The organism is Streptomyces sp. NPDC007346 (assembly GCF_040703535.1).
In the GTDB taxonomy this organism is placed as follows: domain Bacteria; phylum Actinomycetota; class Actinomycetes; order Streptomycetales; family Streptomycetaceae; genus Streptomyces.
In genome coordinates this window covers 1-14,207 of record NZ_JBEYKR010000169.1, presented here as the reverse complement: position 1 = coordinate 14,207, position 14,207 = coordinate 1, and the positions used below count along the sequence as shown (strand labels likewise).

The following is a 14,207-nucleotide window of genomic DNA, read 5'->3' as shown; positions in this document are numbered from 1 at the left end:
GCCTCGGCCCCGCGCTGAGCTGCGGCGCAGCGTTTTCCGTGTCGGCAGGCGAAGTCACGAGGGACAGATTAGGTCCTCGCACTGACAACGGTCGAAACGGCGTTTATGCGACCGGCGGCAGGCGGCCTCGGAACGGCTCCCGAACAGCCCGGGGACGGCCCCCGAAGAGCCCGGGAACGGCTGCCGAAGAGTCCGCGAACGGATCCCGTAGGAACCCGGAACGCCTCCCGAACAGCCCCGGAACGCCAGGGGCTACCCCGGTGCGGGCCCGTATCCCCCGCCGCCCGGCGTACGCACCACCAGGACGTCACCGGCCTCCAGTTCGGCGGTGTCGCACCCCTCCAGCCGGTCCACGCCGCCGCCCGCCCGCTCGATGTGCTGCTCGCCGAGCGCCCCCGGCTCCCCGCCCCCCGCCCCGTAGGGCGCGACCCTGCGGTGCCCGGAGAGCAGCGCCACCGTGACCGGCTCCAGGAAGCGGATCCGGCGCTCCACGCCTCCGCCGCCGTGCCATCGCCCCGCTCCCCCGCTGCCTTCCCGGACCGCGAAGCTCTCCAGACGTACGGGCAGCCGCCACTCCAGGATCTCGGGGTCGGTGAGCCGGGAGTTGGTCATATGGGTCTGCACGGCGTCGGTGCCGTCGAAGCCGTCGCCCGCCCCGGAGCCGCTGGCGACCGTCTCGTAATACTGGACGCGGTCGTTGCCGAAGGTGAGGTTGTTCATGGTGCCCGACCCCTCGGCCTGGCCGCCGAGCGCTCCGTACAGGGCCCCGGTGACGGCCTGGGAGGTCTCCACGTTGCCCGCGACGGTCGCCGCCGGGTAGGCCGGGTCGAGCATCGAGCCGGGCGGGATGCGCACATCCAGCGGCTTCAGGCAGCCGCTGTTGAGCGGGATGTCCTCCCCGACGAGCGTACGGAAGACGTAGAGCACGGCGGCCATGACCACCGAGCGGGGGGCGTTGACGTTGCCGGGTCGCTGCGGCGAGGTGCCGGTGAAGTCGAGAACGGCGCTGCGGGTGTCCCGGTCGACGGTGAGCGTCACCTGGATCACGGCCCCGCCGTCGGTCTCGTAGCGGAAGCTGCCGTCGTGGAGGCGGGCGACGATCCGGCGTACGGACTCCTCGGCGTTGTCCTGGACGTGGCCCATGTAGGCCCGCACGACGTCGGCCCCGAACTGGTCGGTCATACGCCGGAGTTCCGCGATGCCCTTCTCGTTGGCGGCGATCTGGGCGCGGAGGTCGGCGAGGTTGGTGTCCGGGGAGCGGGAGGGGTACGGGCCGCCGGTGAGCAGGGCGCGGGTCTCGGCCTCGCGCAGCCGGCCGTCGCGGACCAGGAGCCAGTTGTCGAAGAGCACGCCCTCTTCGTGGATCGTCCGGCTGAAGGCGGGCATGGAGCCGGGGGTGGTGCCGCCGATCTCGGCGTGATGGCCGCGCGAGGCGACGAGGAACTGAAGTTCCCCCTCGTCGAACACGGGCGTGACGACGGTGACATCGGGGAGGTGCGTGCCTCCGTGGTACGGGTCGTTGATGGCGTACACGTCGCCGGGGCGCAGGGTGTGCTCGTTGCGCCGGAGCACCTCCTTGATGGACTCCCCCATGGAGCCGAGGTGCACCGGGATGTGCGGGGCGTTGGCGATCAGGTTGCCGTCGGCGTCGAAGAGGGCGCAGGAGAAGTCGAGGCGCTCCTTGATGTTGACCGATTGGGCGGTGTTCTCCAGGCGGACGCCCATCTGCTCGGCGATCGCCATGAAGAGGCTGTTGAAGACCTCCAGCATCACCGGGTCCACACGGGTGCCGACGGCGGTCCGGTCCGGGCGGGGCCGGGACCGGGTGAGCACCAGGTGTCCGGTGGTGCCGGCCGACGCCTGCCAGCCGGGGTCGACGACGGTGGTGGCGTCGTCCTCGGCGATGACGGCGGGTCCGGTGACGGTGTCGGTGGGGTGGAGGTCCTCGCGCCGGTGGAGGGGGGCCTGCTGCTCGCGCCCCTCGGCGTACAGCGTCACGGTGGCGCGGGGCCGCAGGCCGCCCTCGCGGGGTGCGGGGCCGGGAGGGTGGGCGCCGTGCTCCCCGGTGGTTCCCGTGGCCTCGACCGAGACGGTCTCGACGACGAGCGGTCTGTCCATCGTGAAGCCGAACCGGGTGCGGTGTGCGGCGGTGAACTCCTCGCTCATCGCGGCCACGGAGTCCAGCGCCACGGCGAGTGCCGCGTCCGTCCCCGCGTACCGCAGCAGGACGCGGGCGCGCGTGCCGATCGCGGAATCGGGCACCTCGTCGGCGCGCAGGTCGTCCCGGGTGCGGTCGGCCAGCTCCGCGCAGAGCCGCTCGACCCGCTCCCGTACGGTCTCGTCGAGCTCGGCCTCCACGGACTGCTCGCGCATCGCGGTGGCGTCGGCCAGACCGATGCCGTACGCGGAGAGCACGCCGGCCAGTGGGGGTACGAGGACGGTGTCGATGGACAGCGCGTCGGCGACGGCGCAGACGTGCTGGCCGCCCGCGCCGCCGAAGCCGGTGAGGGCGTAGCGGGTGATGTCGTGGCCGCGCTGCACGGAGATCTTCTTGACGGCGTTGGCCATGTCGAGCACGGCGATCTCCAGGAATCCCGCCGCCACTTCTCTCTCGGCCGGCCGGTGCCCGGTGGCGCGCCCGATCTCGTCGGCGAGGGCGGCGAACCGTTCCCGTACGAGGTCGGCGTCGAGCGGCTGGTCGCCGTCGGGGCCGAAGGCGGCGGGGAAGTGGGCGGGCTGGATGCGGCCGAGCACGAGGTTGGCGTCGGTGACGGTGAGGGGGCCGCCGCGGCGGTAGCAGGCGGGGCCCGGTTCGGCGCCCGCGGAGTCGGGGCCCACGCGGTAGCGGCGGCCGTCGAAGTGGAGCAGGGAGCCGCCGCCCGCCGCGACGGTGTGGATGCTCATCATCGGGGCGCGCATCCGCACACCGGCGACCTGGGTGCCTAGCTCCCGCTCGAACTCGCCGGCGTAGTGGGACACGTCGGTGGATGTGCCGCCCATGTCGAAGCCGATGACCCTCTCGTGTCCGGCCTGCCGCGATGTGCGGACCATGCCGACGACGCCGCCGGCCGGGCCCGAGAGGACGGCGTCCTTGCCACGGAACCGGGAGGCTTCGCGCAGGCCGCCGTTGGACTGCATGAACAGGAGCCGGATGCCCTCCAGGCGGGCGGCGACCTCGTCGACGTACCGGCGCAGCACGGGTGAGAGGTAGGCGTCGACGACGGTGGTGTCGCCGCGCGGGACGAGCCTGATCAGGGGGCTGACCTCGTGGGAGGTGCTCACCTGGGTGAACCCGGCCTCGCGGGCCGCGTCCGCGACGGCCCTCTCGTGGGCGGGGTGGCGGTAGCCGTGCATCAGGACGACGGCGGCGCTGCGCACCCCGTCGGCGTGGGCGGCGCGCAACTGCTCGCGTACCGGGTCCAGTTCGAGGGGACGCACGGTGTGCCCCCGGGCGTCGACACGTTCCGGGACCTCGATCACGCGCTCGTGGACGGCCTGGGGGAGGACGATGTGCCGGTCGAAGAGGTGGGGGCGGTTCTGGTAGGCGATCCGCAGCGCGTCCCGGAAGCCCTCGGTGATGAGCAGGACGGTCGGGTCGCCCCGCCGCTCCAGCAGGGCGTTGGTGGCGACGGTGGTGCCCATCCGGACGGCGGCGACCCGGTCGGCGGGGACGGGCTCGCCGGGGCCGAGGCCGAGGAGCAGGCGGATTCCGGCCACGGCCGCGTCGTCGTAGCGGTCGGGGTCGTGCGAGAGGAGCTTGCGGGTGACCAGCCGGCCGTCGGGGCGGCGGCCCACCACATCGGTGAAGGTGCCGCCCCGGTCGATCCAGAACTCCCAGCGTCCGGTCATGGCGCCATTCTGGGCCCGCGGGCGCGAGCCCGCAGGCAGAGAGCGGCCGGGTGCCCCCGGTGTCAGTCCAGGAAGAGCACCGCCAGCCGGGGCAGGTGCCGCCGCGTGGCGTCGGCGTCCTCCGCCTCCCAGGTCTCGCCGCCCGGCTCCCCGGCCCGTATCCGGACCCGGTCGGCCGCCTCCACGGCCGCGCCGAACCCGTCGGCCGCGCCCCCGGCGCGTGCGTACGCCCGCTTCGCCGGCCCCTCCAGCGACTCGTAGCCGATCCAGCCGCTCTCCCCACGGCTCATCCGGGCCACGACGGGCAGGTCCGCCAAGGAGTCGGGGTCGGCCACCGCCCGGGTGAAGACCTCCCGGCCGAGCAGGGCGAGCCCGTCGCGGAAGTCCATGAATCCGTCGTCACCGCAGCCGCCCTCGATGAGGTAGGCCGCGTTCCACAGGGGCCACCGGTAGGCGGAGTCGGTCACCTCGCCCGCTGTCACGGCGAAGTCGACGATCGCCTCGGGCTCCAGGGCCGCGAGCACGTCGGTGAGGGCGTCCGGCAGGGGATCGTCGGGAGCGTCCCGGTCGTCCGCCCGGTCCCCGGCCGCCTCACGTGCCCGTCGCACGTGCCCCCACCACTCGTCGATGTCCATGGTGGGAAGCGTAGGAGGGGGGTCTGACAACGCCCCCCTCCCACGGAACGGCAACGGGTCAGAGGGCCGGTGCGTCCGGCCCGATCCGGCTCCGTACCGCCGTCTGCACCTCGGCCTCCTCCGCCGGGTCGGCGGCGAGGCGGCGCAGGCGTTCGGCGACGCGGACGTCTCCGGTCTCGGCGTGCAGGGCGGCCACCTCGCGGGTGGTCTCCTCGCAGTCCCACAGGCACTCCACCGCGAAGCCCGTCGCGAAGGAGGGGTCGGTGGCGGCGAGAGCGCGGGCGGCCCGGCCCCGCAGGTGCGAGGAGGACGTCTCGCGGTAGACGTGGCGCAGTACGGGGGCGGCGCAGGCGATGCCGAGGCGGCCGGTGCCGTCCACGAGGGGCCACAGCCGGGGGGTGTCGGGTCCGTCGCCGCGTACGGCCTCCCGCAGCGCGCCGAGGACTTGGGGAGCGTCCTGGGCGGTGCCACGGCAGGCGAGGATCCCGGCGGCGGAGGCGCCGAGGGCGTCGGGGCGCCGGGCCCAGCGCCGGGCGCGTTCCACGGCGTCGTCCCCGCACATCCGCTCGAAGGCGGCGACGGCCGCGTCGGCGACCGTACGGGTGGGGCTGAGGGCGGCGGACTCGATGAGGTCGAGGACGGCTGGGTCGGCCGCCTCGGCGAGGTAGTGCAGGGCGGCGCAGCGGGCGCCTTCGGAACCGTCGCGGGCGGCCTCGATGATCTGGGGACGGTCTTCGGGACCTGCGACGGCGGAGAGGCAGCGGGCCGCGGGGACGTGCAGTTCGCTGCCGCGCTCCAGGGCCTGCTGGGCCCAGTCGAAGACGGCCTGGACGCTCCAGCCGGGGCGGGGGCCGCCGGGGCGCAGCTGGCGCTGCCAGCGGTCGAACGAGCCCTGTTCGGTGGCGGCCCGTACCCGGGCGCCGACCGCTTCGCGCGGGTCGTCGGCCCAGAGCCGCCAGGGGCGCGGTTCGAAGGAGTCCCGTACGGCGGCGGCGAGTTCGGCGGTGCCTTCCTCGGTGGCCGGAAAACGCCCCAGGACGGGCAGGGCGAGGGAGCGCAGGCCCGCGTCGTCGTCGCGCAGGGCGAGTTCGTCCAGGGCCCAGGCCCAGTTGGCGCCGGTGGCCGCGTAACGGCGGAGCAGCGCCAGGGCGTCGTCGCGTCCGTAGGAGGCGAGGTGGCCGAGGACGGAGAGCGCGAGGCCGGTACGGGAGTCGTCGGTGTCCGTGTGGTCGTCGGGGTCACCGAGGTGGCGCTCGATCTCCTCGATGCCGCCGTCGAGATCCAGGTACAGGCGTGCGTAGTAGAGGGAGCGGCTCTCCACCTGCCAGTCGTGACGGGGATCGCTCACGACGCAGTGGTTGAGGGCCGCGAGGGCCTCGGGGCGTGGCGCGGCGAGCGCGTGGAGCGTGCCGTCGCCGCGGCCCCTCTGCAGCAGGCCGAGCAGGGTGCCGCTCGGCGCTATGAACGGATCGAACATGGGAGAAAGCCTCACATCAAGCTGTCGACGCAACCGGGACTGTGCAGTGCCCCGTGCCGGTGGGCACGAGGGGGTGTCCGGGGGACACTCCTAGGCCGCGCAGCAACATGATCGGCCGACCGCCGTCTTCTGCCTGGTGTAGAGCATCTTCCTGCCTCTCGTCGGTGGCCCGAAACGGACCCGCGACGTCATGATGACCCAGCCATTTCGCCACCGCGACCACATTTACGACGGACCGGTCAGCAGGCCACTCGGCGGACACGCCCGCAGGTGCGCCCGCCGCCGTCTCAACGGGCACCGAAGCGTTCCAGCAGGTCGGCCTTGCCGAACATCTGGGCCGTGTCCCGGGCGGACGGCGTCCCGGCGGCGGGGTCGGCGCCCGCGGCGAGCAGGGCGTCGATGACGGCGCCCTCGCTCTTGAAGACGGCTCCGGCCAGCGGGGTCTGGCCGCGGTCGTTGGCCCGGTCGGGGTCGGCGCCGCGGGCGACGAGGGCGCTGACCGCTTCGGCGTGCCCGTGGTAGGCGGCGAGCATCAGCAGCGAGTCACCCCGGTCGTTGGTGAGGTTGACGGGGACGCCGGCGTCGACGTACGCGGCGAGCGTCCGCGTCTCGCCGGCACGGGCCAGGTCGAAGACCTTGGTCGCCAGCTCGACCACCTCGGGATCGGGAGTTTCGCTCATCGCGCGGGCCGCCTTCCTTGACCGTGCGGCGGCTGTCGCCGCCGTGGTTGACCGGGGGTGTACGGCACGGGGCCGTACGAGTGAATCGACAGGGTACTGCTCCGGGTCGGACATGACCGGGCCCGGATACGGCAAAAGATCACCTCGGTTGGATCCTGCCCGGCACGGGCTCCGGAATACCGCGCGCGGACCGGGGGCGCACTCCACCAGTCAAGTGAAAATGATGCTTATTCACTCGATTGCACCTTTTATCGTATAGATACTTCGCGTGATCCTGGAAGGACTCATGGTGACTGTCCCCTCAACCAGGAGATCCGCTCATGATCCTTTCCATCTCGGGCGTGGTACTGCTCGCCATCGTCGTCTTCCTGTTCTTCAAGAAGGACGGGCTCAAGGCGTCCCACGCCATCGTCTGCGCGCTGTTCGGCTTCTACCTGGCCGGCACCGCGATCGCGCCGAGCATCACGGCAGGCGGGGCGAGCCTCGCCGGTCTGCTGGGCGGGATCAAGTTCTGACGCTCCGCGACCGCTCCCACCCCTTCAGGAGACAGCTGTGGCCCGGCGACCACTCCCCCGCATTCTGTACAGCGGCAGCGCTTCGATCACTCGCGGCAGAGAGATCGCGCGCACGGCCGCCGACAGCGCCACCGATGTGCTCCATCCGCTGATCACGGTCCTGCGTGGTCTGAGGCTGCTGGCCGTCTCCGGCCGGCAGAAGTGGGTCGCGACCCCCAAGGAACGGCGTGGTCCCAAGCTGTTCCTCGCCGCGGCCTGCGTGCTGGCAGTGGCGCTCGTGCCGTACGGGCCGGTCCTGGCCCTGATCACGGTGATGGGCGCCGCCGCGTGGAAGGGGCGGGAGCGGACCCCCGCGAGGACCGGGCCGGACGATGCCGAGTCCACCCGCCTGCGCGCCCTGTACGAGGCGCTCGTGCCGTACTTCTCGGTGCCCGACGATCCCGACCCGCTGTTCACCCACGGCGGCGACTGGGAGAAGACCTTCGAGGGGTACGCCTTCGACGCCGACGGGCGGCTCACCCGCCTCCAGATCTCCTACCCGGCGTACTTCACCGACGGCGAGGCCGCCGCGCGGTCCCGGATCGAGCAGCTGCTGCACACCAAGTCGGGCCGCGGCCGTGAGTACCACTTCGCCTGGCACGAGGAGGCCAACCGCCTCGTCATGGCCGTGCTCGACCCGCTGCCGACCTCGATCGCCGCGCAGCGCTTCGTCACCGCCCCCGGCGAGAGCGTCCTCGGGTTCACCGACCCCGACGCGGTCCGGCGCACCGTCCCGGTGCGCGACGGCGACACGACCGTGGACGCCTCCCCCGTCGTCTGGCGGACCGGCAACCGCTCCACCGAACCCCACCTGCTGGCCGTCGGCCAGCCCGGCAGCGGCACCACCACCCTGGTCCGCTCCATCGCCCTCCAGGCCCTCCAGCAGGGCGATGTCCTCGTGATCGACGGCAGCGGGACGGGCGAGTACGGCGCCCTCCTCGGCTGCACCGGGGTTCTCGCCGTGGAGTCCGGCCTGAGCGGGGCGCTGGCCACCCTGGAGTGGGCGGCGCACGAGACGGAACGGCGGCTGATCTTCGCCAACCGGGCCCGGCAAGGCGGCCACCCCGTCCCCGAGGACATCAAGCGCCCGCTCTGGATCCTGCTGGACCGCCCCGGCGTCCTGGGCCACCTCGCGGCGGCCGACGGCAGGCCCGACCCGCAGGAACTGCTCCAGGTGCCGCTGCGGCACGGGCGGGCGGCCGGGGTCACCGTGGTCCTGGCCGACCAGTTCGACGCCCTGGAGACCCTGACCGAGACCGTACGGACCCACACCCGGGCCCGGGTGGTCCTCGGCCCCGCCTCCCGCGAGCAGATCACCGCCGTACTGGGCGAGGGGCCGAACACCACCCCGCCGCCGGAGGTCCCGGCCGGCCGGGGTTACGCCCGCCTGGGCACCGGCCCCGTCCTGCGCCTCCAGGTTCCGGCGACCCCGGACCCGTACGACGACGCCACGAGCGAGAGCCACCGGCAGGCGGTGCTCGACGTGCTGCCCCAGCGGCCGGGTGCCGCCACGCGGCCGGCCGCGGAGCCCGACGGGCCGGCCGACACAGCTCCTGACGCCCGCGGCGACGAGGACACCGCCGAGGTGCCGGTGGCCGTGAAGTCCGTACCGACCGGGCAGCTCGCCAAGGCGCAGGCGGCGATCGCCGAAGGGTGAGCCGGAGGGGCGGCCCTCAGGCCACGAAGCTGCGCGGCGCGTCGTCCCCCGCCCCCGCGCCGGAGCGCACCAGCTCCACCGCCGCCGCGAGCCGCACCGCCGCCTCCTCCGCGACCGGGCCGCCCACCGTGAAGGGCAGCCGCACATAGCCCTCGAACGCTCCGTCGACCCCGAACCGCGGGCCCGAGGGCACCCGTACGCCGACGCGCTCGCCCGCCACCGCCAGCCGGGAGCCGGAGAGGCCGCCCGTGCGCACCCAGAGGGTGAGCCCGCCGCGCGGCACCGCGAACTCCCACTCCGGCAGCGACCGGCGCACCGCCGCGACCAGCTCGTCACGGTTCTCCCGCGCCTGGTCCCGCCGGATCTCGACCGCCTGTTCCCAGCCGCCCGTACCCATCAGCCAGTTGACGGCGAGCTGCTCCAGGACCGGGGTGCCCATGTCGGCGTAGGCGCGGGCGGAGACCAGTGAGCGGATGACGTCGGGGGCCGCCCGCACCCAGCCGATCCGCATCCCGGCCCAGAACGCCTTGCTGGCCGAGCCGACGGTCAGCACCGTGCTGCCGGCCGGGTCGAAGGCGCAGACCCGGCGGGGCATGGAGATGCCGGCGTCCAGCCGGAGTTCGGTCATCGTCTCGTCGACGACCAGCACGGTCCCGGCGGAGCGGGCGGCGTCGACCAGCTCCCGCCGCTGCTGCTCGTCGGCGAGTGCGCCGGTCGGGTTGTGGAAGTCGGCCACCACATAGGCGAGCCGGGGCGCCGAGTCGCGCAGCACCTGGCGCCACCGGTTCATGTCCCAGCCGCCGATGCCCTCCTCCATCGCGACCGGGACGAGACGGGCGCCCGTCTCGCGCATCAGCTGGAGGATGTTGGCGTACGAAGGGGACTCGACCGCGATCCGTTCGCCGCGGCCGGCGAAGAGGTGACAGATGGCGTCGATGGCGCCCATCGCCCCGGTGGTGACCATGATCTGTTCGGGCATCGTGGGGATGCCGAGCGCGGTGTAGCGGCCGGCGATCGTCTGCCGCAGCGCGGGCAGCCCGGCCGGATAGTCGCCGTGCGTGTGGGCGTACGGCGGCAGCTCCTCCACCGCCCCCTGGAAGGCCCGGGTCAGCCAGGGCTCGGGCGCGGGCAGGGAGGCGCAGCCCAGGTCGATCATCGAGCCGAGCGACTCCGGCGGCAGTGGCTCCAGCCCCCGGGCGGGCAGCGGGTTCCCGGCCGGGACGGCGGTCCAGCTGCCCGCGCCGCGCCGCGACTCCAGGAACCCTTCCGCCCGCAGCGCCTCGTAGGCGGCGGCGACGGTGGTGCGGCTGACGGAGAGGGCGAGGGCCAGTTCACGTTCGGCGGGCAGCCGGGCGGCGACCGGGACCCGGCCCTCCAGCACGAGGAGCCGTACCCCGTCGGCGAGCGCGCGGTAGGCGGGCGGCTTCCGTCCGCCCGGACCGGTGGGCCGGGGCTGCTGGGCCTGGAGCTGCCGGGCGAGCTGAGCCGCCCCAACCGTCGAAGTCCACTGCGCCATCGAAATCAGTCCACCTTCCTCGAATTGGCCATGGTTGGTGGCCGATCCCCTGCCACAGGGTGACATGCGGCAGTCCACTACCACCACACCAGGGGGCAACACGTGTCCAGCACCACCGCCCGTGGCACCACCCACCTCACCCGGCGGCTGGTCCAGCTGTACGTCGGCCTGGCGCTGTACGGGGCGAGTTCGGCGCTCCTGGTCCGCGCCGGACTCGGTCTGGAGCCGTGGGGCGTCCTGCACCAGGGGCTCACGGAGCTGACCGGCGTCTCGATCGGCGTCGTCTCGATCATCGTCGGCGCGATCGTGCTGCTGCTGTGGATACCGCTGAGGCAGCGGCCGGGGCTGGGCACCGTCTCGAACGTCTTCGTGGTCGGCCTGGCGATGGACGGCACGCTCGCCCTCGTCGGCGACGTCGACGGCCTCGGGCTCCGGATCCCGGTGATGGCCCTGGGCATCGTGCTCAACGGGGTGGCGACCGGGCTCTACATAGCGGCCCGGTTCGGCCCAGGGCCGCGCGACGGACTGATGACCGGGCTGAACCGGGTCACGGGCCGCTCCATCCGGCTGGTCCGCACGGCGATCGAGGTGGCCGTCGTCGTCACCGGCTTCCTGCTGGGCGGCTCGCTGGGGGCCGGTACGGTCCTGTACGCCCTGGCGATCGGCCCGCTGGCCCAGCTGTTCCTGCGGGTGTTCGAACTCCCCGCGCCCGCCGCGACGGCTGCCACCGGACCGTCGGCGCCGGCGTCCGGCACGGCCGCCGAACCGGCCACCGCCCCGTCCCCCGCCGGACCCGACCCCGTTGCCACCCCTCCATCCGGGCAGGCCATACTGCCGCAGTGAAACCGAGCCGCCACCCCTATCTCGACCACGCGACGCCGATCGCCTTCGCCCACCGCGGCGGGGCGGCGGAGGGTGCGGAGAACACCGCGGCCGCCTTCCGCCGGGCGGCCGCGGCGGGCTACCGCTACTTCGAGACCGACGTCCACACCACGGCGGACGGCCGGCTGGTCGCCTTCCACGACGCCACTCTGGACCGGGTCACCGACGCCCGGGGCAGGATCTCCGCGCTGCCCTGGAGCGAGGTGCGCCGGGCCAGGATCGGAGGCAGTGAACCCCTCCCCCTCTTCGAGGAGCTGCTGGAGGAGTTCCCCGAGGCCCGGTGGAACGTGGACATCAAGGCCGAACCGGCCCTGGAACCCCTCCTGGAGCTGATCGGCAGGACCGACGCCTGGGACCGGGTCTGCGTCGGCTCGTTCTCGGAGGCCCGGGTGGCCCGCGCGCACCGCCTGGCGGGCCCGCGCCTGGCCACCTCGTACGGGGTGCGCGGCGTCCTGGGACTGCGGCTGCGCTCGTACGGGATCGCCGCGGCGCTGCGTACGGGGGCGGTCTGCGCGCAGGTCCCGGAGCGCCAGGCCGGCATCCCGGTGGCCGACGCCCGCTTCGTGCGTACGGCGCACGCGCTCGGGCTCCAGGTGCACGTCTGGACGGTCAACGAGCCCGAACGGATGGCGGCCCTCCTGGACCTCGGGGTGGATGGCATCATGACCGATCACATCGAGACGCTGCGTACGGTGCTGAGCGAGCGGGGAGCCTGGTCCTGACGCCGGGCCCGTCCGCGTCCGCAGGCGAGAACCGAGGGGGCGCGGGTTGAGCACCGGGACCGCAGGAACGGCAGATCCGGCCGGACGGCCACCGGGCGGCGGACCGGCCGCCGCCCGCAGGCGCGAACAGCACGGCTGGTACTTCTACGACTTCGCCTGTTCCGTCTACTCCACCAGCGTGCTGACCGTCTTCCTCGGCCCGTACCTGACGTCGATCGCCAAGGCCGCGGCCGGCCCCGACGGCTTCGTGCACCCGCTGGGCATACCCGTGCGCGCGGGCTCGCTGTTCGCGTACTCCGTCTCGGCCTCCATCGTGGTCGCCGTGATCCTGATGCCGATCGTGGGCGCGGCGGCGGACCGTACGGGACGTAAGAAGCCACTGCTGGCGGCGGCCGCCTATACAGGTGCCGCGGCGACCGCGGGGATGTTCTTCCTGGACGGCGACCGCTATCTGCTGGGCGCGTTCCTGCTGATCGTGGCGAACGCGTCGATCTCGGTGTCGATGGTCCTGTACAACGCCTATCTGCCGCAGATCGCCGAGCCGGAGGAGCGCGACGCGGTCTCCTCGCGCGGCTGGGCCTTCGGCTACACCTCGGGCGCCCTGGTCCTCGTCCTCAACCTGATCCTGTACACCGGCCACGAGTCCTTCGGGCTCGCGGAGTCCGACGCGGTACGGATCTGCCTCGCGTCGGCGGGTGTGTGGTGGGGCGCGTTCACCCTCGTACCGCTGCGCCGGCTGCGCGACCGGCGGGTGGCGCCGGACGGCGAGGGCGCGGTCGGCTCCGGCTGGAAACAGTTGCGGGCGACCCTCAAGGACATGCGGCGCCATCCGCTGACGCTCTCGTTCCTGCTCGCCTATCTCGTCTACAACGACGGCATCCAGACGGTGATCTCCCAGGCCTCCCTGTACGGCTCCGAGGAGCTGGGGCTGGACCAGACGACCCTGATCACCGCCGTCCTGCTGGTGCAGATCCTGGCGGTGGCGGGGGCGCTCGGCATGGGCCGGCTCGCCCGGGTGCACGGCGCCAAGCGCACGATCCTGGGCTCGCTGGTCGTGTGGACCGCGATCCTGGTCGCCGCCTATCTGCTGCCCGCCGACGCGCCCGTCTTCTTCTACGTCCTCGCGGCGGCCATCGGGCTGGTGCTGGGCGGCAGCCAGGCCCTGTCCCGCTCGCTCTTCTCCCATCTGGTGCCGCGCGGCAAGGAGGCGGAATACTTCTCGGCGTACGAGATGAGCGACCGGGGTCTGAGCTGGCTGGGGCCCCTGGTGTTCGGTCTGGCGTACCAGCTGACCGGCAGCTACCGGGAGGCGATCATCTCGCTGATCGTGTTCTTCGCCCTCGGCGCGGTGCTGCTCGCGCGGGTCCCGGTGCGGCGTGCGATCACGGCCGCGGGCAATCCCGTGCCGGAACGGATTTAGACGTTGAAGTCAAAGGCCGGTAGTATACGTCTTTGGCCTGCCCGGAGGACCGTTACTGCGAGTGGAAGCAGCTCAACCGTTGGGTGACAACACCCACCAGAGGTGACAAAGCGGGCAAGGGTGGGTACTCAACCCAGACAAAGCAGCGGCACGAACGGGCGACGCATGACCGGCGACGGGAATCTTTGCCACCGACCGGACGTTGACCGGATGACGACGACAGCGACATTTTGTCCTGTGGGCGACAAGCCCGGGAGGCACGATTCATGAGTGAGCGAGCTCTTCGCGGCACGCGACTTGTGGTTACCAGCTACGAGACGGACCGCGGCATCGATCTGGCCCCGCGCCAGGCGGTGGAGTACGCATGCCAGAACGGACATCGATTCGAGATGCCGTTCTCGGTGGAGGCGGAAATTCCGCCGGAGTGGGAGTGCAAGGCGTGCGGCGCCCAGGCACTCCTGGTGGACGGGGATGGCCCCGAGGAGAAGAAGGGCAAGCCTGCGCGTACGCACTGGGACATGCTCATGGAGCGGCGTACCCGCGAGGAGCTGGAGGAGGTGCTGGCCGAGAGGCTGGCGGTCCTGCGCTCCGGGGCCATGAACATCGCCGTGCACCCACGGGACAGCAGGAAGTCTGCCTGACCCGTAGCACCACCGCACACCGCGTACCACCGCACCGAGCGCGACAACAGCACAGCACAAGAGCCGCGGGGGGGGGGGCGACAGAAGAGGGGATGCAGGCGGCAGCAGGGGGAGGGGGGGCCCGGGCGCGGGGGGGGGCGCCGGCCGGAGCCAAGAGGCCGGCCAGAGTTGGAA

At 72.9% G+C, this 14,207-nt stretch carries 11 protein-coding genes; 6 read left to right on the top strand and 5 right to left on the bottom strand.

Annotated features, from left to right (window positions below):
* Positions 1–252 precede the first annotated feature (252 nt).
* From AB0917_RS30000 to AB0917_RS29985, 4 genes are all read right to left on the bottom strand, one after another.
* Positions 253–3,849 carry a hydantoinase B/oxoprolinase family protein gene (locus AB0917_RS30000; RefSeq protein WP_366822817.1) on the bottom strand — a complete coding sequence of 1,199 codons (3,597 nt, stop codon included), beginning with the start codon at positions 3,847–3,849 and terminating at the stop codon, positions 253–255.
* 62 nt (positions 3,850–3,911) lie between these two features.
* On the bottom strand, positions 3,912–4,484 hold the full coding sequence (locus AB0917_RS29995) for a DUF4240 domain-containing protein (protein ID WP_366822816.1): 573 nt from the start codon (positions 4,482–4,484) through the stop codon (positions 3,912–3,914).
* Between the two features lie 58 nt (positions 4,485–4,542).
* The gene (locus AB0917_RS29990) at positions 4,543–5,961 is read right to left on the bottom strand and encodes a HEAT repeat domain-containing protein (protein WP_366822815.1); all 1,419 of its coding nucleotides are present in this window, start codon (positions 5,959–5,961) and stop codon (positions 4,543–4,545) included.
* Between the two features lie 287 nt (positions 5,962–6,248).
* Positions 6,249–6,641 (bottom strand): ankyrin repeat domain-containing protein, encoded by a 393-nt coding sequence (locus AB0917_RS29985; RefSeq protein ID WP_366822814.1) that lies wholly within the window; start codon positions 6,639–6,641, stop codon positions 6,249–6,251.
* 320 nt (positions 6,642–6,961) lie between these two features.
* Here AB0917_RS29985 and AB0917_RS29980 point away from each other — a divergent pair, with 320 nt between their 5' ends.
* Together AB0917_RS29980 and AB0917_RS29975 are read left to right on the top strand one after the other, a co-directional pair.
* Positions 6,962–7,156 carry a hypothetical protein gene (locus AB0917_RS29980; RefSeq protein WP_003970432.1) on the top strand — a complete coding sequence of 65 codons (195 nt, stop codon included), beginning with the start codon at positions 6,962–6,964 and terminating at the stop codon, positions 7,154–7,156.
* A 37-nt stretch (positions 7,157–7,193) separates the two neighbouring features.
* Positions 7,194–8,852, top strand: coding sequence for a hypothetical protein (locus AB0917_RS29975; RefSeq protein WP_366822813.1), 1,659 nt, complete (start codon positions 7,194–7,196; stop codon positions 8,850–8,852).
* Between the two features lie 16 nt (positions 8,853–8,868).
* Here the strand turns inward: AB0917_RS29975 and AB0917_RS29970 are convergent, their stop codons facing one another.
* Positions 8,869–10,368 carry a PLP-dependent aminotransferase family protein gene (locus tag AB0917_RS29970; RefSeq protein WP_366822812.1) on the bottom strand — a complete coding sequence of 500 codons (1,500 nt, stop codon included), beginning with the start codon at positions 10,366–10,368 and terminating at the stop codon, positions 8,869–8,871.
* 102 nt (positions 10,369–10,470) lie between these two features.
* On the opposite strand from AB0917_RS29970, the gene AB0917_RS29965 reads away from it, so the two are divergent.
* From AB0917_RS29965 to AB0917_RS29950, 4 genes are all read left to right on the top strand, one after another.
* The gene (locus AB0917_RS29965; RefSeq protein ID WP_366822811.1) at positions 10,471–11,211 is read left to right on the top strand and encodes a hypothetical protein; all 741 of its coding nucleotides are present in this window, start codon (positions 10,471–10,473) and stop codon (positions 11,209–11,211) included.
* Positions 11,208–11,972, top strand: a complete 765-nt coding sequence (locus AB0917_RS29960) for a glycerophosphodiester phosphodiesterase family protein (RefSeq protein WP_366822810.1) — start codon at positions 11,208–11,210, stop codon at positions 11,970–11,972. Before AB0917_RS29965 ends, AB0917_RS29960 begins: the two co-directional genes overlap by 4 nt.
* A 46-nt stretch (positions 11,973–12,018) precedes the next feature.
* On the top strand, positions 12,019–13,392 hold the full coding sequence (locus AB0917_RS29955) for an MFS transporter (protein ID WP_366822809.1): 1,374 nt from the start codon (positions 12,019–12,021) through the stop codon (positions 13,390–13,392).
* Between the two features lie 266 nt (positions 13,393–13,658).
* Positions 13,659–14,033 (top strand): RNA polymerase-binding protein RbpA, encoded by a 375-nt coding sequence (locus tag AB0917_RS29950; protein WP_003959706.1) that lies wholly within the window; start codon positions 13,659–13,661, stop codon positions 14,031–14,033.
* Positions 14,034–14,207: the final 174 nt, after the last annotated feature.

Coding starts and splice junctions, on each gene's coding strand:
- AB0917_RS29970 (WP_366822812.1), bottom strand. CDS start 10,368: ATGGCGCAGTGGACTTCGACGGTTGGGGCGGCTCAGCTCGCCCGGCAG.
- AB0917_RS29980 (WP_003970432.1), top strand. CDS start 6,962: ATGATCCTTTCCATCTCGGGCGTGGTACTGCTCGCCATCGTCGTCTTC.
- AB0917_RS30000 (WP_366822817.1), bottom strand. CDS start 3,849: ATGACCGGACGCTGGGAGTTCTGGATCGACCGGGGCGGCACCTTCACC.
- AB0917_RS29985 (WP_366822814.1), bottom strand. CDS start 6,641: ATGAGCGAAACTCCCGATCCCGAGGTGGTCGAGCTGGCGACCAAGGTC.
- AB0917_RS29950 (WP_003959706.1), top strand. CDS start 13,659: ATGAGTGAGCGAGCTCTTCGCGGCACGCGACTTGTGGTTACCAGCTAC.
- AB0917_RS29990 (WP_366822815.1), bottom strand. CDS start 5,961: ATGTTCGATCCGTTCATAGCGCCGAGCGGCACCCTGCTCGGCCTGCTG.
- AB0917_RS29995 (WP_366822816.1), bottom strand. CDS start 4,484: ATGGACATCGACGAGTGGTGGGGGCACGTGCGACGGGCACGTGAGGCG.